Genomic DNA, 21,193 nt, shown 5'->3' on the forward strand with positions numbered 1-21,193 from the left:
GGAACCCGCCGGGGGGCGGGGACGTGACACCGCGTCATGTGACCATGGCGGCATGACAGACAGCGCTCACCCGTCCCTCGCGCCCCTCCCCGACGACTGGCACCGGGCCCTCGCGATCGTCGCCCACCCCGACGACCTGGAGTACGGCACCGCCGCCGCGGTGTCGAAGTGGACCGACGCCGGCAAGCAGGTCGCGTACGTGCTCGCCAGCCGCGGCGAGGCCGGGATCGACGGGATGGAGCCCGGCGAGTGCGCCCGGGTGCGGGAGGAGGAGCAGCGGGCCAGCTCCGCGGTCGTGGGCGTGACCGCGCTGGAATTCCTCGACCACCGCGACGGCGTCATCGAGGAGGGCCTGCCGCTGCGCCGCGACCTCGCCGCCGCGATCCGCCGGCACCGCCCCGAGCTGATCCTCACGATCAACCACCACGACACCTGGGGAGCGGGCCCCGGCGCCCCCCGCAACACCCCCGACCACCGGGCCGTCGGCCGCGGTGTGCTGGACGCCGTCGGCGACGCCGGCAACCGCTGGATCTTCCCCGAGCTGCTGGAGCAGGGCCTCCTGCCGTGGGGCGGCGTCCGCTGGACCGCCGTCGCCGGCTCCCCCTACCCCACGCACGCCGAGGAGGTCACCGAGAACGCCAGGGACAGGGCCGTCGCGTCGCTGGCCGAGCACCACGCGTACATCGTCGGGCTGGGCGAGGAGAACCCCCGCGCATACGCCCGCAAGCTCATCGGGGAGATGCTCGCCGAGACCGGCAGGCTCCGCGGCACCGACCTCGCCGTGGGCTTCGAGCTGGTGCCGCACAGCTTCGACGATTGACCTTGACGTTACGTCAACTTCTACGGTGAAAGCTCACCGACCGGCAGGCCGGCCATCCGGCCGGCCGGGCACTGCGGACCGAGGAGCTTGCACCGCCATGGAGTGGTCCATCCAGGAGATCGCGCGCACCGCGGGCACCACGAGCCGCACCCTGCGCCACTACGGCGACGTGGGGCTGCTCCGCCCCAGCCGCGTGGCGGCCAACGGCTACCGCTACTACGACGAGCACGCCCTGGTCCGGCTGCAGCGCATCCTGCTGCTCCGCGAACTCGGCCTCGGCCTCCCGGCCATCGCCGAGGTACTCGACGCCGGCGGCGGCCCGCAGGACACCGCGGCCGCGCTCGCCACGCACCTGCAACTACTGGAGCAGGAGCGGCGGCGCATCGGGCGGCAGATCGCGTCGGTGAGGACCACATTGCGGAAGCTGACGGAAGGGGAGCCGCTCATGGCGGAAGAGGTGCTCGACGGGTTCGACCACACCCGGTACGAGGAGGAGGTCACGGAGCGCTGGGGGAAGGCGGCGTACGAGCGGAGCGACCGGTGGTGGCGCGCGCTGAGCGAGGAGCAGAAGAGCGACTTCCAGCGCCGCCAGCAGGACATCGCCCGCGACTTCGCCGCGGCGCACGCCGCGGGCGAGGCGCCGGACGGCGCCCGGGCGCAGGAGATCGCGCGGCGGCAGTACGAGTGGATCAGCGCCGGCTGGCAGGGGCGGGGGCCGTCCGCGGAGGCGTTCGCGGGGGTGGGCCGGATGTACGTGGACGACCCGCGGTTCGGCGCGCATTACGACGCGCACGGGGAGGGGACGGCGATGTTCGTACGGGACGCGATGCGCGTGTACGCGGAGCGCGAGCTGGAGTAGGGGTGCCGGGCCGGAGCCGGGGCAACTCCCGTACGCCGCGGGTGCACCGCGGCCGCCGCGGGCCTGACGCCCGTACGCCGTAAGCCCGTTCCGCCCGGCCCGTACCCACGCCGAAGGGCCCGCCGACCCCGTCGGCGGGCCCTTCCGTGCGCCCCCTCATGCCGCCAGCGCGACCGTCTCGACCGCCGGCGTCCGCAGCACCCGCCGGGTGGTGCCCAGCGCGGTGACCATCGTCGCCACCGCGGCCACCCCCACGACCGCCAGCCAGATCCCGTACCCCGCCGAGGGCAGCACGTCGTCCGTGCGGGCCACCGTGAAGGGCACGATCCCGGCCACCGCCGCGACGGTCCCGAAGAACACCCCGGTCACCGTCAGCAGCAGCCCCTCCAGGCCGACGCCCGCCAGCACCTGGCCGGGGGTCGCCCCCGCCAGCCGCTGCTGGCCGAACTCGCGGCTGCGGTACGAGGTCGCCGCGTACAGCGTGTTGATCAGCATCACGCAGGCGAAGACCGCGATGATCCCGACGACGACGAAGTTCAGGGTCTCCAGGTTCTTGTCGTCCACCGACTGCGTCAGCCCGGCGGCCTCGATGCGGTCGTTCTCGACGGACTGCATGTACAGCGTCGCGACCGAGATGCCCACGAAGAGGACCATCGGCATCAGCACCCCGGACAACTGCGCGGCCCGCTGCCGCAGTCCGTGCACCGTCAGGTAGCCGCTGCCGCCGCCGAACGCCGTCAGGAGCCCGCCGGTGAGCCGCAGCAGCCCGCCGAGCAGCGCCGGCGAGAAGGCCGCGAAGCCGACCGACAGCAGGATCGCCCCGTACGCCGGCGGCGCCATGGCCTCGGGGCCCGCGTCGCCCATGGCGAACCCGGTCAGGCACAGCGCCGCGCCCAGGCCCAGCGCGGCATAGCCGCCCCAGGTGCGCAGCCGGCGGCGCGGGGCGTGCTGCTCGCGCGCCTTGGTGGCCCGGCGCACCGCGAGGAACGCGGCGCCGACCGACGCCAGCAGCGTGATGTCGATGCCGGACATCAGCGCGATGGTGCCGAAGGCGTGGTCGACGTCGTCGGCGACCTGCCCGCTGTCCTGGAACATGTCGAGCAGGATCCGGCCGCCGAGCATGCCGGGCACGATCGCCAGCAGCGACCCGGCGAGGCCGACCACCGCCGCCTCGCCGACGATCATCCTGGTGATCTGCGCGGGCGTCGCGCCGGTGGAGCGCAGCAGGTCGATCTCGGTGGTGCGCTGCCGTACGGCGACCGTGAGGGTGGACGCGACGGCGAAGAAGACCAGCAGCGAGCCGTAGCCGCCGACGACCATGGCGGCCGTGGACAGGGACTCCGAGCTGACGTCGTCGACGCCCTTGGCGCCCGCGGTGTCGAGGAGCGAGTTGAACATCATGATGATCGTCGCGCCGAGGAAGGCGGACAGGAGCGTCGCGGCGAAGCGGCCGGGCCGCTGCCGGATGGAGCGCATGGCGAGCGAGAACATCGGTCAGACCCCCATCGGCGCGGAGTTGCGCGGGTCGTGCTGGGCACCGGCTTCGTACATGTCGCCGAGGCGGGTCATCCGCTCCGCGACGGCGTCGGCGGTCGGGGCGTTCATCTGGCCCACCAGCCGGCCGTCGGCGAGGAAGAGGACGGAGTCCGCGTACGAGGCGGCCACCGGGTCGTGCGTCACCATCACCACGGTGCGGCGGTCGACGCGCACGGTCTCCTGGAGCAGGCCCAGTACGTCGCGGGCGCTGCGGGTGTCGAGGGCGCCGGTCGGCTCGTCGGCGAAGACCACGCTCGGCGCGGCGACGAGTGCGCGGGCGATGGCGACGCGCTGCCGCTGGCCGCCGGAGAGCTGGTCGGGCCGGTGCCGCATCCGGTCGGCGAGGCCGACGCGGGCCAGCACCTCGCGGACCCGGGCGCGGTCGACGCGGCGGCCGGCGAGCTTGAGCGGCAGCACGACGTTCTGCGCGACGTTCAGGGTGGGCAGCAGGTTGTACTGCTGGAAGACGAACCCGATCCGCTCGCGGCGGAACTTCGTCAGCTCCGTCTCGCTGCCCCCGGTCATCTCCGCGCCGTCGACCATCACCACGCCGCTGTCGGGCCGGTCCAGGCCCGCGGCGCACTGCAGCAGCGTCGACTTCCCGGATCCGGAGGGCCCCATCACGGCGGTGAAGGACCCGGCCGGCAGGCTCAGCGTCACCCCGTCGAGCGCGGTGACGGCGGCCTCCTCGGCGCCCCCGGTCCCGTAGACCTTGGTCACCTTGACCAGCCGCAGCGCCTCGTGCGGCGCGCCGCCGGCGACGTGCTCCCCGGCGGTGCCGCGGCGCTCCTTGCGTCCGAACATCGTCTTCACCCCTCGTTGGTGCGGCACTCCCTGTGCCTGACTACGAAGCTACGGACGGTGACGGGCGCGGGCACTGGGCGCACGACCCCAATGGGGGGTGGTGTTACGTGCACCATGGGGGGTCGCCTTGACCTGAAGTGCGGTTGAAGTTGGAGGCTTGCGGAGCCACCGACGAGAGGGAGCGACCATGATCCTGGTGACCGGAGCCACGGGACGAGTAGGAGGTCAGGCCGTTGCGCAGGCGAACTGGGCGGGCCTGCCGGTACGCGCCCTGGTGCGTGACCCGGCCCGCGCGGACTTCCCGGCGGGGGTGGAGGTCGTACGCGGGGACCTCGCGGACCCGGCGACGCTGGGCCCGGCCTTCGCGGGCGTCTCGGCGGTCTTCCTCGTCTGGCCGCTGCCCACCGCCGACACCGCCCCGGCCGTCCTGGAGGCGGCGGTGGCCGGGGGCGTACGGCGTATCGCCTACGTCTCCGCCTGGGGCGCGGCCGACGACCCCGAGGAGGAGCCCGACGGCATCCTCGGCTTCCACACCGCCATCGAGCGCCTGCTGCGCGCCTCGCCCCTGGAGTGGACCCTGCTCCGCCCCGGCGGCTTCGCCGCCAACACCCTGCACTGGGCGGACCAGATCCGCGCGGGCGACGTGGTGCACGCCCCGTACGGCGAGGCGGGCCGCTCGCTCATCCACGAGGCCGACATCGCCGCGGTCGGCCTCCGCGCCCTGACGCACGAGGGCCACGCCGGGGCGACGTACCACCTGACGGGCCCCGAAGTCCTCACGCAGGCCGAGCAGGTCCGCACGATCGGCGAGGCCCTGGGCCGCGACATCCGCTTCGAGGAGTCCCCGCCGGAGGTGGCCCGCAAGGCGTACGTGGCGGCGGGCCTGCCCCCGTCGTTCGCGGACGGAATCCTGGAGGCCCACGCCGAGCTGGTGAAGCACCCGGAGCCGGTGACGCACACGGTGGCGGAGGTGACGGGCCACAAGGCCCGCACGTTCGCGGAGTGGGCGAGGGACCACGCGGCGGACTTCGGCGGCTGAGGCCGTCAGCGCGCGGCGTCGACGGTGTCGACGTGCGGACCGCCCGACCGGCGTGCGGCGTCGAGGAGTTCGCGAAGTTCACGACCCGGGACGAGCCGCCCGCCCGACCGGCCCACGACGGTCCACGGGCCGTCGGCGGGCGGGGTCAGTGGACCGTCCAGCGGTAGGCGCGGGTTACCGTGCCGCCCTCGGGGTCGGGGAACTGGGCGGTGCCGAGGGCTTCGCCGGTGGTCGTGAGCCAGCTTGCCTCGCTTTCCACCGCGCCCGGGGGGAGGCCCAGGTCGACGATGCGGCCGTGGCGCCAGTAGACCGCGCGCTGGCCCTCCTCCGTGAAGCAGTGGCCGGCCGCGTCGCCGCGGTCGTTGAGAGCCGTGGCCGTGGTGCCGTAGAGGGCTGCCGGGAGGGTGGGGAGGGGCTTGAGGCCGCGGCGGGGGGACCAGAGGAACGGGCCGTCGGTGGCCGTGCTGCGGCCGATGACCTCGCCGCGGGTGTTGAGGAAGCGGCCGTCGAGGGGGACGCTGCTGGCGCCGCCGTCGAAGCGGGTGAAGTCCGTCAGCCGCTCGCCGTCCCAGACGAACGCCCGCCACTCCCCCGTGTCGCCCTCCGCGGAACCGGCCACCACGCCGCGGGCGTTGACGCCCGCGCCGAAGACCGGGCGGTACGCACCGGTGAGCCGGGTGAGTTCGGTGACCCTGCCCGCGTGCCAGAGGAACGGATCCCGCGACCAGGCCATGAAGCGCACCTGTCCCGCGATGACGTGACCGCCCGCGCCGAGCGCGTCGGGGGCGGCGTTGACCGCCTCCGGGTCCGGGGGCGTGATGCGTACCGGAGCGGCGGCGGTGGCGGGGCGCAGGACGTACAGGCCGCCGCGCGGCGGGAGTTCGGGGTCGGCCTGGAACTCCGTCTGGGTCTGCACGAGCACCCGGCCGCGGTCGTCGATGTGCGTGCCCCACGCGCGGTAGTCGTCGCCCGCCAGCACCCGCCGCGGCGTGCCCCCGCGGCCCCAGACGACCGCCTGGGTGCGGTTCTCGTCCGGCAGGAAGTGGTAACCGACCAGCGCGCCGTGCCCGTTGACCCCCTGGAGGGTGTACGAACCGGAGGCGTGCAGCGCGCGCGGCCGCCGTACCCGCAAGCCGTGCCACGCCGCCTGCACCTCCTCGCCGTCCGGGCCCAGCGCGCGGCCCACGGCCCGGCCGGAGGGGTGGACGTACGACAGGAGCGTCATCGGCAGCGAGCCGCCGGGGTTGGCCAGCGGGCGGGCCACGACGCGGCGGCCCCGTGCGGCCGCCTGCTGCGGGATCACGGCGGCGATGCCGCCCGCGGCCGCGCCCGCGAGCAGCGCTCGCCTGCCTATGTGCCGGTTCTCGGGCACGTCTCTCCTCGGAGTCGGGTGTCCGTGGGGGGAGACGCGACCGCCACTGTCGCACGGCGCGCGGCGCGTGCGCTACGCCCTCAGGGGTTCGTCCACGCGTCGGGGTCCTCCGCCAGCTCGTGCACGTACCCCGGCAGCCGTGCCGACGCCACGTCCGCGAGCGTGACCTCCCCCAGGATCTTGCGCACGTTCACGCGCAGCGCGATCCACAGCGGCAGCAGCGACTCCGCGGGCCCCACGTACGACAGCTCCGGCGGCCGGGCGCCGCGCACGGAGACCAGCGGGCCCTCCACGACTCGTATGACGTCGGCGATGGTGATCTCGTCGGCGGGCGCGGCGAGGCGGTAGCCGCCGCGGCCGCCGCGCTGGCTGACGACCAGCCGGCCGCGGCGCATGTCGCCGAGGATGCTCTCCAGGAACTTGTGCGGAATGCCCTGCGCGTCCGCGATGGCCTCCGCCTTGACCGGGGCGTCCTCCGTCGCCGCCGCCAGCTCCAGTGCCGCGCGCACCGCGTAGTCTGCTCGTGCCGAGATCCGCATGCCGGTCATTATGTCTGCATGGCGCCCCCGGCTCTGCCAGGGGCATGCGCGTCACCCCGCCGGTGCGTCAGGTGTGCGTGCCGGGCGGCCGGTCCTGGAGCGGGATCAGGGCGCGGACGCGGTAGCCGCCGCGGGGGCGCGGGGCGGCGTGGAGCGTACCGCCGTAGACCGCGAGGCGTTCGCGCAGCCCGATGAGCCCGCGGCCGCTGCCCGCCGCGGCGCGGGCGGCGGGCGGGCCGCCGGTGTCGGTCACCTCGACGCGCAACTCGCCGGGGGCGTGCGCCACACAGACGGCGACCGAGGCGCCGGCGGCGTGTTTGACGGCGTTCGTCAGCGCCTCCTGCACGACGCGGTACGCGGCGAGGTCGACGCCCGCGGGCAGCGGGGCCTCGGGGGTGCCGGTCACGGAGAGTTCGACGGGGACGCCGGTGTCGCGTACGCGCCCGGCGAGGGCGGCGAGTTGGCCGAGTCCTGGCTGGGGGGCGAGGTCGACGGCGAGTGCGGGATTGCCCGCGACGGGCGCCGGATCGGGGACGCCGTCCGCGTCGCGGGCGGTGCTGCCGTACGCCGCCGCATCGGAAGCGGTCGCCGGGCCGGCCGCCGGGTCCGCCGCCGCCATCGTCAGCAGCCCCATCACGTGCCGCAGCTCCGCCATCGCCGCCCGCCCGCCGGCCTCCACCGCGCGCATCGCCTCCCGCGCCTGCTCCGGCGACGTGTCCAGCACCTTGCGCGCCGCCCCCGCCTGGATCGTCATCATGCTGACGTTGTGCGTGACGACATCGTGCAGTTCGCGTGCGATCCGCGACCGCTCCTGGTCCACCGCCAGCCGCGTCGCCGCCGCCTGCTGCTCCTGGAGGGCGCGTACGCGCTGCTGCCACGTGTGGATCGCGTTGGCGGCCAGCCCGATCGGCAGCAGCACCAGCAGCGGCAGGAACCCGCGCCCCACCTCCGGCACCACCCCCGCCACCGCGAACAGCGGCACCCCGGCGACGAGGCTCACCAGCGCGCTCCTGCGGTACGGGCTGTACATCACCGCGCTGTACGCCGCGACCACCCCGGCGGCGAAGGCGAACGCCGTCGCGCCGCGGGCGACTTCGCCCAGGTGGAACGCGACGGCCGCGCCGAGCACCGCCCAGAGCGCGGCAAGCGGGTAGCGGCGCCGTACGACCAGCGGGACGGCGGTCAGCGCGCCGAGCACCAACTCCCAGCCCTGGACGGGCGGGAGCACGTGCTCGATGACGGGTGGCGGCAGGTACTCCTCCTCGCGAGGCGGCTCTTCCGGCCCCTGCGGGCCAGGCTCAGGCACTCCCCGCGAACCGGGCTCCGGAATGAGCGACGAGCCGGGCTCCGGCACCTGCGGGGAACCGGGCTCAGGAAACAGCGGCGAACCGGGCTCCGGCACCCCCGGCAGGCCGGGCAGCGGGGGTCGCGGGGCGACCTGCTGCGGGCCGTCGCCGCGCGGCTCGTAGAAGGAGCGGTCGAGGTCGGCGACGACGGTGCCGACGGACAGCACGAGGGCGAGAGCGACGTCCGCGGTCCAGACCCACCGGGACGGCCGCGGCGGCGCGACCCCGCCTGCGGCGGGCCGGCGGGATCCGCCGCCGGCCGCGCGGCTCGCGGCGCGGCGCAGCGTCCGGGCCACCGCGCGCCGGGGCCCGGGGGCCGTCCCGCGGCCCGCCGGGTCGCCCGGGTCCGTTACCGGGCCGCTGACCGGCCGTCGTTCACCCGCCCCGCCGCTCGCCGGCCGTCCCACGCCGCCGTTCTCGTACGCCGGCGCCTCCCGGCCCGTGCCCCGGCGCACGAACCACCCGCGCGCCCGCCCCACCGCACGTCCGGCCCCGCGCCCGTACCGGCCGATGGCCCCGCCCGCCCACGTCACCGCCTCAGTGTGCCAACCCGCCCGCCGCCGCCGGATCCACCGCGGGGCCCACCCCGCCTCCACCCCGCGCCTACCTCGCGCGGATGACGCCGTCCGCCGTCGGCCGGATGCGGTACGGACCTTCCGCACCGCGGCCGACGTGCCCGCGCCCCCGCCGCACTTAGCGTCTGCTGCCGCACGCCGACCGCCGAGCCGGGGAGGACCCGCGCCATGACCGCACCACCGCACACCGCCCGCACCGGGAGCGACCACAGTTCCGGGGTACTGATCGACCTGCGCGGGGTCAGCAGGACGTACGACGAGGGCCCGCCCGCGCTGGACGACGTGACCCTCGCCGTACGCACCGGGCAGGCGCTCGCCGTCCTCGGCCCGTCCGGCAGCGGCAAGTCGACGCTGCTCAACCTCATCGCGGGCCTGGACCGGCCCGACTCCGGCACCGTCACCGTCGACGGGCTGCGCGTGGACGGGCTGAGCGAGAGCGCGTCGGCGAAGTACCGCAGGGCGTCGGTCGGGATGGTCTTCCAGTTCTTCAACCTGCTCGACGACCTGACCGTGGCCGACAACGTGCTGCTCCCGGCCCAGTTGGCCGGGATACCCCGCGCCCGCGCCGCCGCGCGGGCCGCGGAGCTGCTGGCGTACCTCGGCATCGAGCGGCACGCCCGCGCGTACCCCGGGCGGCTGTCGGGCGGGGAGCGGCAGCGCGTGGCGGTGGCGCGGGCGCTGATGAACCGCCCGTCGCTGCTGCTCGCCGACGAGCCCACGGGTGCGCTGGACACCGCGTCGGGGGCGGAAGTCCGCGAGCTGCTGCGGGACTTGCACGCGGACGGGCAGACGATCGTGCTGGTCACGCACGACCTGGCGCTGGCGGAGTCGTGCGCGACACGGACGGTGGAACTGGTGGACGGGCGGATCGCGCGGGACAGCGCGGCCGACGAGAGGGACAGCGGCGGAGACGGCGGCGGTACGGGCAGCGGCACGGTCAGCGGTACGGGGACTCCGTACGGCATCTCCGCCGCGCAGGGCGACTCCCCCCGGGCCGCCCGGTGAGCGCCCTGGGCCGGGTGGTGCGCGCCGGGGTGGGCCGGCGGCGCGTGCAGACCACCGTGATGGTGCTGACCACGGTGCTCACCGTCGCCGCGGCCGTGCTCGCGACCGGGCTGCTCGTCGCCTCCCGGGCGCCGTTCGACAACGCCTTCGCCCGGCAGCACGGCGCCCATCTCACCGGGGAGTTCGACGCCGCGAAGGCGACGGCCGCGCAGGTACGCGCCACCGCCGGTGCCGAAGGCGTCACCGCGGCCTCGGGCCCGTACGGAATCACCTCGCTGCGGCTGCGCGTCACCACCGCGCCCGAGGGGGCCAAGTCGCCGCCGCTGACGGTGGCGGGGCGGAAGTCGGCGGGCGGTGACGTGGACGACCTGGACGTCACGGAGGGCCGCTGGGTGCGGGCGCCCGGCGAGATCGTGATCGAGTCGGGCGCGCGGTCGATGGACATGGCGCTCGGCGCGCAGGTGGAGGCGGACGGGGTGGCGGACGGGCCGGTGCTCACGGTCGTCGGGATCGCCGAGTCGGTGGGCGAGAGCGCGGACGGCTGGGTCGTACCGGCGCAGCTCGGCGAACTCAGCGCCGAAGGCGCCCGTCCCGACCGCCAGATGCTGTACCGGCTGACCGACGCGGACACGCGCGGCGAGGTCGCGTCGGCGCGCAAGGCGGTGGCGGCGGCCGCCCCCGCGGGGGCGCTGACGGGGTCTCAGTCGTACCTCGACGTCAAGCAGGCCGCGAACGAGGACACCGCCGCCTTCATCCCCTTCGTCACCGCCTTCGCGCTGCTGGGGCTGGCGATGTCGGTGCTGATCGTGAGCATCGTCGTCAGCGGCGCGGTGGGCGCGGCGACGCGGCGGATCGGGGTGCTGAAGTCGCTGGGCTTCACGCCGTCGCAGGTCGCGCGGGCGTACATCGCGCAGGCGGCGATCCCGGCGGCGGCGGGCGCGGCGCTGGGCGCGGGAGTGGGCAACGCGCTGTCCGTGCCGCTGATGAACGAGGTCGCCAGCGCGTACGGCACGGGGCGGGTCCTCATCCCGCTGTGGGTCTCGCTCGCGGTGCCGGCCGCGGTCCTCGCCCTGGTCGCGGCGACGGCCCTGGGCCCGGCGCTGCGCGCGGCCCGGCTGCATACGACGGCGGCGCTCAGCGTCGGCCGCACGCCGCGGGCGGCGCGGGGGCGCCGGGTGCGGCAGGCGCTGGGCCGGCTGCCGCTGCCGCGGGCGGTGGTGCTGGGCCTGGCGGGCCCGTTCGCCCGGCCCGCGCGGTCGGCGACGATGGCGGCGGCGGTGACGTTCGGGGCGCTGACGGTGACGTTCGCGGTGGGTCTTGGGACGTCGCTGCTGGCGCTGGAGCGGGAGGGGACGCCGGACGAGGCGGGGGACGTGACGGTGCACCGGATGATGCCGCCGCCCGGGGCGGGCGCCCCGGGGACACCGGGCGCCCCCGGCGGCACGGAAGGCGACCCGGGCGCGCCCCCGCAGCCCCCGGCTCCGGCCGCCGGACCCGCCTCCGGCGCCTCCCCCGCGGAGATCACCGCGGCGATCGAGGCCCACCCGGAGACGGCACACCACTTCGCCACCGCCCGGACCGAGGTCGGCGTCTCCGGCCGCAAGGGCGCCGTGCCGCTGGTCACGTACCGCGGCAAGGCACCCGCCGACGGCTACCGCATGGCGGCGGGCCGCTGGTTCACCGCACCCGGCGAGGCGGTGGCCCCGGCGCGCTTCCTCCAGGCCACGAACACCGCCATCGGCGACACCGTCACCCTGCGGGACGGCGACCGCACCGCCGAACTCCGCATCGTCGGCGAGGTCTTCGACCTCAACGACGAGGGCCTGGCCGTACGCACCGCGCACGCCTCCGTCTCCGGCCTGGTCCCGAAGTGGGAGCCGGACGAGTACGTGGTGGACCTGGCCCCGGGCACGGACCGCGGCGCGTACGTCAAGGCGCTCAACGCGACCCTGGAGCCGCTGGGCGCGGAGGCGATGGCCGTGGCGCACAACGGGGACTCCCCCGTGCTCGTCGCCATGCAGGCCCTCATCGCGATGCTGACGGCGATGCTGGTGGCGGTGGCCTGCCTGGGCGTCCTCAACACCGTGGTCCTCGACACCCGCGAACGGGTCCACGACCTGGGCGTGTTCAAGGCCCTGGGCATGAGCCCGCGGCAGACGGTCGCGATGGTCCTCACCTCGGTCGCGGGCATCGGCCTGGCGGCAGGCGCGGCGGGCGTCCCGCTGGGCGTGGCACTGCACCACTACGTGGTCCCGGAGATGGGCCGCTCGGTCGGCACGAATATCCCGGACGCCCTGGTCGAGATCTACCCGCCCGCGCACCTGGTCCTGCTGGCCCTGGCGGGCCTCGCGATCGCCACCGCGGGCGCGCTGCTCCCCGCCACCTGGGCCGCCGCCACGCGCACGGCAACCGCGCTGCGCTCGGAGTGAGGGGTAATTTGATTCGCTCCCGCTCGGGCCCGCCCGTACTCTGGGGGCATGTCTTTCTGTATGAAGCCCTGGTTCCGCCGCTGACGGCGGCGGAACCCGGTTGATCTCTCGCCCGCCGTCCTGGCCTTCTGCCGGGCGGCCCCCGCGTGGTGCCCGGCTCCATGACGAGCTGAGAGAACACGCATGCTTCGTACTGATTCCTCTTCCCCCTTCTCCGCCCTGTCCCGGGACCTTCCCGCCGGCGCCGCCGCACACGTGCGCGCCGAGGGGATCGCGGTCCGCCTGGGCGAGCGCACGGTCCTGTCCGGCGCCGACGTCACGGTCTCGGCCGGTTCCCGGCTGGCCGTCGTCGGCGAGAACGGACGGGGCAAGACGACCCTGCTGCACGTCCTGGCCGGCACGCTGACGCCCGACGCGGGCACGGTCGCTCGTACGGGAACCCTGGCGCTCGTCGAGCAGACCCTGCACGTCGAGGACGAACGCACGGTGGGCGACCTGGTGAAAGAAGCGGTCGGGGACTCCCTGACCGCCCTGGACCTGCTGGACACCGCGACCGAGGCACTTGCCCAGGGTGCGCCCGGCGCGGACGACGCCTACGCGCAGGCCCTGGAGATCGCCACCGCGCTGGACGCCTGGGACGCCGAGCGGCGCGTCGACGTCGCCCTGGAAGGACTTGGGGCCTGCACCGACCGCGACCGGCGCCTGGCGACCCTGTCGGTCGGGCAGCGCTACCGCGTGCGCCTGGCGGTCGTGCTGGGCTCGACCACCGATCTGCTGCTGCTGGACGAACCCACCAACCACCTGGACGCAGCAGCCCTGGGCTTCCTGGAACGCAGCCTGCGCGAGCGCGCCGGGGGCGTGGCCGTGGTCAGCCACGACCGGGCGCTGCTGCGCGCGGTCGCCACGGCCTTCCTGGACCTGGACCCGAGCCGGGACGGTCGTGGTCGCCTGTACGCGGGCGGGTACGACGGCTGGGTCGGGGGCCGTCGCCGCGAGCGGGAGCGGTGGGAGCAGGAGTACGCCGCCCAGCAGGCCGAACACGCCCAGCTCACCCGGGCCGCCGAGGAGGCCCGCGGACGCCTCCAGACCGGCTGGCGCCCGGACAAGGGAACAGGAAAACACCAGCGCGCAACGCGCGCCGCCGGGGTCGTGCAGACCTTCAACAGGCGCGTGGAAGACCTCGAACGGCACCGCATCACCGTCCCCGAGCCGCCCCGGAGCCTGTCCTTCCCGGACCTGCCCACCCGGGCCGGACGCCCGGTCCTGCACGGGCAGGACCTCACGGTCACCGGCCGCCTGCACCAGCCGGTCGAGGTGACGATCAGCGGCGGCGACCGGCTGCTGCTGACCGGCCCCAACGGGGCGGGCAAGTCCACCCTCTTGGGCGTGCTGGCCGGGCAGCTACTCCCCACCGGGGGCAGCCTGCACGTCCACCACGACGCGCGGGTGGTCCTGCTGTCCCAGGAGGTCCCCGCCTGGAACCCGGAGCACACCGCGTACCGGGCGTACGAGGCACACGTGGACCGGCTCCGGTCCCGGGGGCTGAAAGGGACCGGGCCCTCGCTCAGCGGGCTGGGCCTGCTGGACGCGACAGCACTTCGTACGCCGGTGGGCCGCATGTCCCAGGGCCAGCAGCGGCGCCTGCACCTGGCGATGTGCCTGGCCGAACAGCCCGACCTGCTCATGCTGGACGAGTTGACCAACCACCTGTCGGCCTCCCTGGTCGACGAGCTGACCCGGGCCCTGACGACCACGCCCTGCGCGGTCGTGGTCGCCACCCACGACCGGCAGTTGCTCGCCGACCTGGCCGACTGGCCCCGCCTGGAGCTGGCCGGGCCGCAGCAGGAGTGACGCGGCGCCACCCTCTGTGCGCGTACGCTGCGCGAGCGTACGCGCACGGAGGGTGGACAGTACTCATAACTGTCCGTGAGCATAGGTGCGTTGGGTGTGAGGTACGGGGCAGGTGCGCGAGAGGTGGCCGGGATGGCCGATGGTACGAAGGAGACGGGTGGTGGCGATGGCTGCGGGAGCGAGCCGGAGTCGTCGGACAGCATGCGGACGTTCGGCGCGGTGGTCCAGGCGCTGCGAGAACACGCGGGGTTGAACCGGGAGCAGCTCGGGGAGCGCGTGCGGTACTCGAAGCACACGGTGGCGTCGATCGAGGGCGGTCGGCGGATGCCGCCGCCGGACTTCGTGGAGCGGGCGGAGCCGGTGCTGGGGAACACGGGGGCGCTGCGGAGGTCGGTACCGCATCTGGCGCGACGGCCTGGGCTGGCGCGGTGGTTCCGGGAGTGGGCGAGGCTGGAGAGGGAGGCGATCACGCTGTACACGTACGAGAGCCGCGTGATTCCCGGCCTGCTTCAGACAGAAGCGTATGCGCGCGCGTCGTTCAGGAACCAGTTGCCGCCCCTGAGCGCAGCACAGATCGAGGACCAATGGGAAGCACGGGCGGAGCGGCAGAGTCTTCTGCGGGAGCGGGTGAACACGGCGTTCAGCTTCATCCTGGAGGAGCACCTGCTTCTGCGCCGATTGGGCGGGGTGGAGGTCACCCGAGGGCTGATCGACCACCTTCTGGAGATCGCAGGGTTGCCGAACGTTGAGCTCCAGATCATGCCCCAAGTGCGCGAGACACACGCCGGACTGGCGGGCCCGATGCAACTACTGGAGACTCCGGAGAACCGCTGGTACGCCTACAGCGAGGCCCAACGCGGTGGGCTGTTCATCTCCGACCTCAAAGAGATCAGCGTGCTTCAGCAGCGGTATGCCAGGATGTGTGCGCAGGCTCTCACCTCCGAGGATTCCGTGAGCCTCTTGCTGCAGATGCGAGGAGCCCTATGAGCACCCGTGACCTGGCCTGGTTCAAGTCGAGCTACAGCAGCAGCCCCGACGGCGACTGCATCGAAGTCGCCGTCTCCTGGCGCAAGTCCAGCCACAGCAGCGGCGGCGACGGCGACTGCGTCGAGGTCGCCGCCTGCCCCTCCGCCGTTCACGTCCGTGACTCCAAGGACAAGACCGGCCCCCAGCTCACCTTCTCCCCCGACGCCTGGGCCGACTTCGTCGCCTTCGCCCGCCGCCAGCTCTGACCCCTACACCTCCGCCGCCTTCGGGTCCACCGGGTGGACCGCCAGGGCGTGGACCGTCACGTCCATCCACGGCCACACCGGCAGCGACGAGATGATCGCGTGCATCTCCGTGGGGTCCGCCGCGCGCCACAGGCCCCAGTTGTCCGTGCGGCCCGGGACCCGCCACATGCGGACCAGGTGGCCCGCAGCGGCGAGTTCCGCCGCACGGCGGCGTTCGGCCTGGGAGACGGAGTCCTTGTGCTCCGGGTCCATGCCCTCGGGCCAGGTGATGCGTATGTTGATGAGGAATTCCAAGGGGCTCTCCTGTCGTCTCGTACGGGGATGGCGTCAGGCGCCGAACGGGTCCGCCGGGGTGCCGTATTCGGTGACCACGGACTTGGTCTGAAGGAATTCGGCGACCGCCTCGACGCCGTTCTCGCGGCCGATGCCGGACTGCTTGTAGCCGCCGAAGGGGACGCTCCAGTGCAGCAGGCGGTACGTGTTGACCCAGACCACGCCCGCCTGGAGCCGACGGGATGTGCGGTGGGCGCGGGCGGGGTCCCGGGTCCAGAGGCCGGCGGCCAGGCCGTATTCGACGGAGTTGGCGATCTCGACGGCCTCGTCGTCGGTGTCGAAGGGGTGGACGGTGACCACCGGGCCGAAGACCTCCTCGCGGCAGACGGCCGCGTCGGGGGCGGTGTCGACGAGGACGGTCGGCTCGTACCAGTAGCCCTCCTTGAAGTCCGGTGACACCGGCGCCCGCCGCCCGCCCGTCACCGCGCGGGCGCCGCCCGCCAGCGCCTCGTCCACGTACCCCGCGATCCGCTCCAACTGCGCCGCCGACGCCACCGGGCCCACGTGCGTCGCCGGGTCCGCCGGGTCGCCCACCCGCAGCCGCCGCACCGCCGCCGCGTACCCGCTCAGGAACTCCTCGTACACCTCGCGCTGTACGAGGATCCGCGAGCCCGCGACGCACGTCTGGCCCGCGGCCGAGAACGCGCCCTGGCGGGCGGCGGTCACGGCGGCGTCCAGGTCGGCGTCGGCGAAGACGATGTGGGCGGACTTGCCGCCGGCCTCGCAGACGTAGCGCTTCATCAGGCCCGCCGCGCGCGCCCCGAGGGTGCGGGCGACCGCGGTGCTGCCGGTGAACGTCACCATCGCCACGTCCGGGTGCGCCACCAGCCGCCCGCCCTCCTCCGCGCCGCCGATGACGACGCTGACGACGCCCGGCGGCAGCCCGGCGTCGAGGGCCAGTTCCGCCAGCCGTACGGACGAGGCCGGGGCCTGCGGCGGCGGCTTGAGGATGACGGTGTTGCCCGCGGCGAGTGCCGGGGCCAGCTTCCACGAGCCCAGCGACAGGGCGCCGTTGAACGGCGTGAAGGCCGCGACGACGCCCAGCGGCTCCTGCCGGATCAGCGCGTCCGTCGTGGCGCCGAGCGTGCGGTGGCGGTCGTCGAGGGTCTCGGCCGCGGCGGCGAAGTAGCGGTACCAACGCGCCAGCGCCCGCACCTCGCCGCGGGTGGCCGCCAGCGGCTTGCCGTTCGCCAGGGTCTCCAGCCGGGCGAGTTCGTCGGCGTGGTCCACGATCACGTCGCCGAGCCGGTGGAGGAGGTCGGCACGGGCGTGCGCGGGCAGCGTGCCCCACGGTCCTTCGCGGAACGCCGCGGCGGCGCCGCGCACCGCGTCGTCCACGGCGTCCTGGTCGAGCCGGGCAGCCGCCCAGACGCGGCCGGTCGCCGGGTCGGTCAGCGGTACGGACGTGCCCGCGGGCGCGCGCCGGGCGCCCTCCGTGTGGGAGGTGTACTCGGCGGCGGCCGGGGTGGCGGGGGTCATGGTGCGGGGGTCCTTTCGGCGAGGGCGGCGCGCACGGCCGGGGTGTCGTGGTGATGGCAGGAAACGATGTGGCCGGTCGCCGAGACGGCGGCGGGCGGCGGGGAGTCGCCCTCCCGGCACTCGGCGGTGGCGAAGGGGCAGGACGCCTGGAAGCGGCAGCCGGGCGGTGGGGCCGACGGGTCCGGTGGTTCGGCCCGCGGGCCGTCGGCCGGTGTGCCGTCGTCGTCCCGTACGCCCGCCGCCCGCGGGTCCGGCACCGGCACCGCGCGCAGCAGCGCCCGCGTGTACGGGTGCCGGGGCGCCGCGAACAGTTCGGCGCACGGCGCGCTCTCCATCACCTTCCCGCCGTACATCACGACGACGTGGTCGGAGAGGTGCCGGACCACCCCCATGTCGTGCGAGATGAACAGGAAGCTGACGTCCCGCTCCCGGCGCAGGTCCTGGATGAGATTGAGGATCTGGCCCTGGATGCTCACGTCGAGCGCCGAGACGATCTCGTCGCAGACGATGAACCGCGGCTCCACGGCCAGCGCCCGCGCGATCGCCGCCCGCTGCCGCTGCCCGCCGGACAGTTCGTGCGGATAGCGGCCGGCCAACTGCGTGCGCAGGCCCACCTGGTCGAGGAGTTCGGCGACCCGTCCGGAGACGCCGCCCGGGTCCACCGTGCGGTGCACGGTGAGGACTTCGCGGAGCATGGTGCGCAGCGTCATCCGCGGGTTGAGGCTCGCGTACGGGTCCTGGTAGACGATCTGCGCCACCCGCGGCAGCGCCCGGTCGCGGCGCAGCTCGCCCAGTTCCCGGCCGTGCAGCCGCACGCTGCCGGAGGTGACGGGCGACAGGCCGAGCAGGGCGCGGCCCGTGGTGGTCTTGCCGCTGCCGGACTCACCGACGAGGCTGACGATGCTGCGCGCCGGGACGGTGAAGGAGACGCCGGCGACGGCGTGGGTCGTGCCGGTGACGCGCCGCAGCAGCCCGGTGCGTACGGGGAAGTCCACCCGCAGATCCGTCACGACGGCGGCGGGCGGCGCGGTGTCCGAGGCGGTCATGAGCCGGCTCCTCCGGTCGGTACGGGGACGTTGACGGGACAGCGCACCAGGTGCCCGGCGCGTACCGGCTCCGGCTGCGCCAGCACGGGGACACCGTCCCCGCACTCCGACCGCGCCAGCGCGCAGCGCGGCTGGAACGCGCACCCGGGCGGCGGCGCCGACGGGTGCGGCGGCAGTCCCGGGATGGCGGGGAGCCGGTCGCCGGGCTTCCGGTCCATCCGCGGTACGGACTGCATCAGGGCCCGCGTGTACGGGTGGCCCGGCGCGTCGAACAGCTCGGCGGTCGACGCCGTTTCGACGATCATCCCGCCGTACATCACGGCGATCCGGTCCGTGACCCCGGCGACGACGCCCAGGTCGTGGGTGATGAGCACCAGCGCCATGTCCAGCTCCCGGCGCAGCCGGTCGATGAGCCGCAGCACCTGGGACTGGATGGAGACGTCGAGCGCGGTGGTCGGCTCGTCGGCGATGAGCAGCTTGGGTTCGCGGCTGATCGCCATGGCGATCAGCACGCGCTGGCGCATGCCGCCGGAGAGCTGGTGCGGATACGCGCGCAACCGTTCGCGGGCCGCGGGGATGCCGACGAGCTGGAGCAGTTCGGTGCACCGGTCGGCGGCGGACCTGCGGTTGTGGCCGTCGTAGCGGATCAGCGGCTCGGCCATCTGCTTGCCGATGGTCATGGCGGGGTTGAGCGCGGACAGGGCGTCCTGCGAGACGAGCCCGATGCCGGAGCCGCGGACCGCGCGCAACTGCTTCTGGCTGAGCGCGGTGAGGTCCGTGCCGTCGAACTCCACCCGGCCCGAGACCCGGGCGCCGCCCCGCCCCAGCATGCCCAGGACCGCCAGCATCGTCTGGCTCTTGCCGCTCCCGGACTCGCCGACGACGCCCAGCGACTCGCCGGCGGCGACGCGGAAGGAGACGTCGCGGACGGTGGTCAGCCAGGAGTCGTGGCCGTGGCCCGGGTGGGTGACTTCGAGATGCGCTACGTCCAGCACGTTCACGGTGGTGCCTCCCGCTACGCGAGCTTGATCTTGGGGTTGAAGTACGCCTGCGCCACGTCGACCAGCAGGTTGATCAGCACGAAGGCGACGGCGATGACGAGGATTCCGCCCTGGACCAGGGGGATGTCGCGGGAGGAGATGGCCTGCTGGAGCGCGAGGCCGACGCCCGGCCAGGAGAACACCGTCTCGGTGAGCACCGCCCCGCTGAGCAGGAACCCGGCCTGGAGCCCGATCACCGTGACCACCGACGGCATGGCGTTCGGCAGCACGTGCCGGACGATGACGTGGAACTCGCCGATGCCGCGCGAACGGGCCGTCTGCACGTAGTCGTTGTCGATGACCTCCAGCACCGCCGAGCGGGTCATGCGGGCGATGACCGCGAGCGACCAGGCGGCCAGGGTGATGACGGGCAGCACCATGTGCGCGGCCGTGTCGACGGCGCCGCCGCCGGCGATGGAGGTCATGCCGGTGGCCGGGAGGATCCGCAGTTGCAGCGAGAAGACGACGATCAGGACCAGGCCGAGCCAGAACGACGGCACCGAGTTGAGGAACAGCACGCCGACGGTCAGCCCCCGGTCGCGTACGGAGCCGGGCTTCTGCGCGGCCCACGTACCGATCGCGACGCCCAGCACCGCGGCGACGACGATGGCCGTGCCGGAGAGCAGCAGGGTGTTGAGCAGCCGCTCGGACAGCACCTCGGAGACCGGGCGGCCGAAGGACAGGGAGCGGCCGAGGTCGCCGCTGAAGAGGTTGCCGAGGTAGGTGAAGTAGCGCGAGACCGCGGGCTCGTCGAGGCCGAGGTCGGCGCGGAGCGCCGCGCGGTCCTCCTCCGACGAGGTGGGGCCGAGGAGCGCGGTGGCCTGGTCGCCGGGGATGATCTGGCCGAGGCCGAAGGTGGCGACGGTCACCCCGAGGAGTACGGGGATCATCTGCAGCCCGCGGCGCAGGATGAAGGTCAGCATGCCGCGTCTCCCGTCTCGTCGTCCTTCGCCGCCCGCGACCGCCGCGAGCGCGGGTCGAGCCGGTCACGTACACCGTCGCCGAGGAGGTTGAAGCCCACCGCCAGGACGACGACAGCCAGCCCCGGGAGGGTGGCGACGTGCGGCGAGGTCACCAGCAGCGCCCGGCCGCCGCTGAGCATCTGGCCCCAGTCGGGCGTCGGCGGCTGGGCGCCGAGGCCGAGGAAGGCGAGGCTGGCGCTGAGGATGACGTTGCGGCCGGTCTGGAGGGTGGCGAAGACGACCAGCCCGCCCAGCAGGTTCGGCGCGATGTGGCGGAACGCGATCCGCCGGTGCCCGTAGCCGAGGGCCGAGGCCGCCTCCACGTACTGCTCCTGCCGCAGCGAGACGACGTTGCCGCGGACGATCCGGCCGAACTCGGGGATCGTCACGACCACCACCGCCACGATCAGCGACGTGGTGCTGGGCCCCAGCGCGACGCCGATGCCCAGCGCGAGCAGGATGCCGGGGAAGGAGAACATCACGTCGAAGACGCGCATCAGCACGCTGTCGACCCAGCCGCCGACATAGCCGGAGAACAGGCCGATGCAGCCGCCGACCGCCAGCGCCAGGACCGTCGGCAGGATCGCGACGAGCAGCGCCATCCGGGCCCCGTACATGAGCCTGCTGAGGATGTCGCGGCCCACCTCGTCGGTGCCCAGCAGGTGGCCGTCGCTGAAGAGGCCGAGGCCGATGGCCGCCGGATCGGTGTCCAGCGGGTCGTACGGGGCGATGAGGGGCGCCAGGAGCGCGACGAGGACGGTGGCGGCGACGATGCCGCCGCCGAGGTACGCGGTGGCGTTGCCGGCGGAGAGCCGGGCGAGCCGGCCGCGCGTGCGCGTCCGCGCCGGGGGGCGGGCGGCGGGCGCGCCCGCGGCTCCCGGGGGTGCTGCCGCGGTGGCCTTCATGGCTGTTCTCCCCTCACTTCT

Annotated in this window: 19 protein-coding genes; 8 read left to right on the top strand and 11 right to left on the bottom strand. The window is 74.5% G+C overall.

The annotated features are described in order from the left end of the window. Nucleotides 1-52: 52 nt before the first annotated feature. Together CXR04_RS11695 and CXR04_RS11700 are read left to right on the top strand one after the other, a co-directional pair. Nucleotides 53-820, top strand: coding sequence for a PIG-L deacetylase family protein (locus CXR04_RS11695; RefSeq protein WP_101421782.1), 768 nt, complete (start codon nucleotides 53-55; stop codon nucleotides 818-820). A 97-nt stretch (nucleotides 821-917) separates the two neighbouring features. Next, nucleotides 918-1,679: a MerR family transcriptional regulator gene (locus tag CXR04_RS11700; RefSeq protein WP_101421783.1), complete on the top strand. Its 762-nt coding sequence runs from the start codon at nucleotides 918-920 to the stop codon at nucleotides 1,677-1,679. Nucleotides 1,680-1,835: 156 nt separating this feature from the next. Here CXR04_RS11700 and CXR04_RS11705 read toward each other — a convergent pair whose 3' ends face one another. Together CXR04_RS11705 and CXR04_RS11710 are read right to left on the bottom strand one after the other, a co-directional pair. Further along, the gene (locus CXR04_RS11705) at nucleotides 1,836-3,170 is read right to left on the bottom strand and encodes an ABC transporter permease (protein ID WP_101421784.1); all 1,335 of its coding nucleotides are present in this window, start codon (nucleotides 3,168-3,170) and stop codon (nucleotides 1,836-1,838) included. Between the two features lie 3 nt (nucleotides 3,171-3,173). After that, nucleotides 3,174-4,019 carry an ABC transporter ATP-binding protein gene (locus CXR04_RS11710; RefSeq protein WP_101421785.1) on the bottom strand — a complete coding sequence of 282 codons (846 nt, stop codon included), beginning with the start codon at nucleotides 4,017-4,019 and terminating at the stop codon, nucleotides 3,174-3,176. A gap of 187 nt (nucleotides 4,020-4,206) precedes the next feature. Here CXR04_RS11710 and CXR04_RS11715 point away from each other — a divergent pair, with 187 nt between their 5' ends. Further along, entirely contained in the window at nucleotides 4,207-5,058 is an 852-nt protein-coding gene (locus tag CXR04_RS11715) for an NAD(P)H-binding protein (protein ID WP_101421786.1), read from the top strand. Between the two features lie 145 nt (nucleotides 5,059-5,203). On the opposite strand, the gene CXR04_RS11720 is transcribed toward CXR04_RS11715, so the two are convergent. The 3 genes from CXR04_RS11720 to CXR04_RS11730 all read right to left on the bottom strand — a co-directional run bounded on the left by CXR04_RS11720 (nucleotide 5,204) and on the right by CXR04_RS11730 (nucleotide 8,611). Next, nucleotides 5,204-6,430 (bottom strand): hypothetical protein, encoded by a 1,227-nt coding sequence (locus CXR04_RS11720; RefSeq protein WP_101421787.1) that lies wholly within the window; start codon nucleotides 6,428-6,430, stop codon nucleotides 5,204-5,206. 80 nt (nucleotides 6,431-6,510) lie between these two features. Continuing rightward, nucleotides 6,511-6,969, bottom strand: a complete 459-nt coding sequence (locus CXR04_RS11725) for an RrF2 family transcriptional regulator (protein WP_101426320.1) — start codon at nucleotides 6,967-6,969, stop codon at nucleotides 6,511-6,513. A 67-nt stretch (nucleotides 6,970-7,036) separates the two neighbouring features. Beyond that, nucleotides 7,037-8,611, bottom strand: a complete 1,575-nt coding sequence (locus CXR04_RS11730; RefSeq protein WP_442802452.1) for a histidine kinase — start codon at nucleotides 8,609-8,611, stop codon at nucleotides 7,037-7,039. 447 nt (nucleotides 8,612-9,058) lie between these two features. Between CXR04_RS11730 and CXR04_RS11735 the strand changes: the two genes are divergently transcribed. From CXR04_RS11735 to CXR04_RS11755, 5 genes are all read left to right on the top strand, one after another. Then, nucleotides 9,059-9,895: an ABC transporter ATP-binding protein gene (locus CXR04_RS11735; protein WP_101421788.1), complete on the top strand. Its 837-nt coding sequence runs from the start codon at nucleotides 9,059-9,061 to the stop codon at nucleotides 9,893-9,895. Nucleotides 9,896-9,909: 14 nt separating this feature from the next. Continuing rightward, nucleotides 9,910-12,324: an ABC transporter permease gene (locus tag CXR04_RS11740; RefSeq protein ID WP_101421789.1), complete on the top strand. Its 2,415-nt coding sequence runs from the start codon at nucleotides 9,910-9,912 to the stop codon at nucleotides 12,322-12,324. Between the two features lie 183 nt (nucleotides 12,325-12,507). After that, nucleotides 12,508-14,175, top strand: a complete 1,668-nt coding sequence (locus tag CXR04_RS11745; protein WP_101421790.1) for an ABC-F family ATP-binding cassette domain-containing protein — start codon at nucleotides 12,508-12,510, stop codon at nucleotides 14,173-14,175. Nucleotides 14,176-14,307: 132 nt separating this feature from the next. Further along, on the top strand, nucleotides 14,308-15,162 hold the full coding sequence (locus CXR04_RS11750) for a helix-turn-helix domain-containing protein (protein ID WP_101426321.1): 855 nt from the start codon (nucleotides 14,308-14,310) through the stop codon (nucleotides 15,160-15,162). Beyond that, nucleotides 15,159-15,407 carry a DUF397 domain-containing protein gene (locus CXR04_RS11755; RefSeq protein WP_101421791.1) on the top strand — a complete coding sequence of 83 codons (249 nt, stop codon included), beginning with the start codon at nucleotides 15,159-15,161 and terminating at the stop codon, nucleotides 15,405-15,407. The genes CXR04_RS11750 and CXR04_RS11755 overlap by 4 nt, the downstream gene beginning before the upstream one ends. Before the next feature lie 3 nt (nucleotides 15,408-15,410). Here the strand turns inward: CXR04_RS11755 and CXR04_RS11760 are convergent, their stop codons facing one another. The 6 genes from CXR04_RS11760 to CXR04_RS11785 are packed head-to-tail and all read right to left on the bottom strand — an operon-like array spanning nucleotide 15,411 to nucleotide 21,172. After that, complete coding sequence (locus CXR04_RS11760; RefSeq protein WP_101421792.1) at nucleotides 15,411-15,701, bottom strand: muconolactone Delta-isomerase; 291 nt, start codon at nucleotides 15,699-15,701, stop codon at nucleotides 15,411-15,413. Nucleotides 15,702-15,734: 33 nt separating this feature from the next. Then, entirely contained in the window at nucleotides 15,735-17,219 is a 1,485-nt protein-coding gene (locus CXR04_RS11765) for an aldehyde dehydrogenase (RefSeq protein WP_101421793.1), read from the bottom strand. After that, nucleotides 17,216-18,265, bottom strand: a complete 1,050-nt coding sequence (locus tag CXR04_RS11770) for an oligopeptide/dipeptide ABC transporter ATP-binding protein (protein ID WP_101421794.1) — start codon at nucleotides 18,263-18,265, stop codon at nucleotides 17,216-17,218. Before CXR04_RS11770 ends, CXR04_RS11765 begins: the two co-directional genes overlap by 4 nt. After that, the gene (locus CXR04_RS11775) at nucleotides 18,262-19,266 is read right to left on the bottom strand and encodes an ABC transporter ATP-binding protein (protein ID WP_101421795.1); all 1,005 of its coding nucleotides are present in this window, start codon (nucleotides 19,264-19,266) and stop codon (nucleotides 18,262-18,264) included. Before CXR04_RS11775 ends, CXR04_RS11770 begins: the two co-directional genes overlap by 4 nt. Before the next feature lie 14 nt (nucleotides 19,267-19,280). After that, nucleotides 19,281-20,228: an ABC transporter permease gene (locus CXR04_RS11780; protein WP_101421796.1), complete on the bottom strand. Its 948-nt coding sequence runs from the start codon at nucleotides 20,226-20,228 to the stop codon at nucleotides 19,281-19,283. Further along, the gene (locus CXR04_RS11785) at nucleotides 20,222-21,172 is read right to left on the bottom strand and encodes an ABC transporter permease (RefSeq protein WP_101421797.1); all 951 of its coding nucleotides are present in this window, start codon (nucleotides 21,170-21,172) and stop codon (nucleotides 20,222-20,224) included. The genes CXR04_RS11780 and CXR04_RS11785 overlap by 7 nt, the downstream gene beginning before the upstream one ends. Nucleotides 21,173-21,193: the final 21 nt, after the last annotated feature.

This window comes from Streptomyces sp. CMB-StM0423 (assembly GCF_002847285.1).
Taxonomy (GTDB): domain Bacteria; phylum Actinomycetota; class Actinomycetes; order Streptomycetales; family Streptomycetaceae; genus Streptomyces.

Coding starts and splice junctions, on each gene's coding strand:
- CXR04_RS11695 (WP_101421782.1), top strand. CDS start 53: ATGACAGACAGCGCTCACCCGTCCCTCGCGCCCCTCCCCGACGACTGG.
- CXR04_RS11700 (WP_101421783.1), top strand. CDS start 918: ATGGAGTGGTCCATCCAGGAGATCGCGCGCACCGCGGGCACCACGAGC.
- CXR04_RS11735 (WP_101421788.1), top strand. CDS start 9,059: ATGACCGCACCACCGCACACCGCCCGCACCGGGAGCGACCACAGTTCC.
- CXR04_RS11710 (WP_101421785.1), bottom strand. CDS start 4,019: ATGTTCGGACGCAAGGAGCGCCGCGGCACCGCCGGGGAGCACGTCGCC.
- CXR04_RS11755 (WP_101421791.1), top strand. CDS start 15,159: ATGAGCACCCGTGACCTGGCCTGGTTCAAGTCGAGCTACAGCAGCAGC.
- CXR04_RS11715 (WP_101421786.1), top strand. CDS start 4,207: ATGATCCTGGTGACCGGAGCCACGGGACGAGTAGGAGGTCAGGCCGTT.
- CXR04_RS11765 (WP_101421793.1), bottom strand. CDS start 17,219: ATGACCCCCGCCACCCCGGCCGCCGCCGAGTACACCTCCCACACGGAG.
- CXR04_RS11780 (WP_101421796.1), bottom strand. CDS start 20,228: ATGCTGACCTTCATCCTGCGCCGCGGGCTGCAGATGATCCCCGTACTC.
- CXR04_RS11770 (WP_101421794.1), bottom strand. CDS start 18,265: ATGACCGCCTCGGACACCGCGCCGCCCGCCGCCGTCGTGACGGATCTG.
- CXR04_RS11705 (WP_101421784.1), bottom strand. CDS start 3,170: ATGTTCTCGCTCGCCATGCGCTCCATCCGGCAGCGGCCCGGCCGCTTC.
- CXR04_RS11785 (WP_101421797.1), bottom strand. CDS start 21,172: ATGAAGGCCACCGCGGCAGCACCCCCGGGAGCCGCGGGCGCGCCCGCC.
- CXR04_RS11725 (WP_101426320.1), bottom strand. CDS start 6,969: ATGCGGATCTCGGCACGAGCAGACTACGCGGTGCGCGCGGCACTGGAG.
- CXR04_RS11750 (WP_101426321.1), top strand. CDS start 14,308: ATGGCCGATGGTACGAAGGAGACGGGTGGTGGCGATGGCTGCGGGAGC.
- CXR04_RS11745 (WP_101421790.1), top strand. CDS start 12,508: ATGCTTCGTACTGATTCCTCTTCCCCCTTCTCCGCCCTGTCCCGGGAC.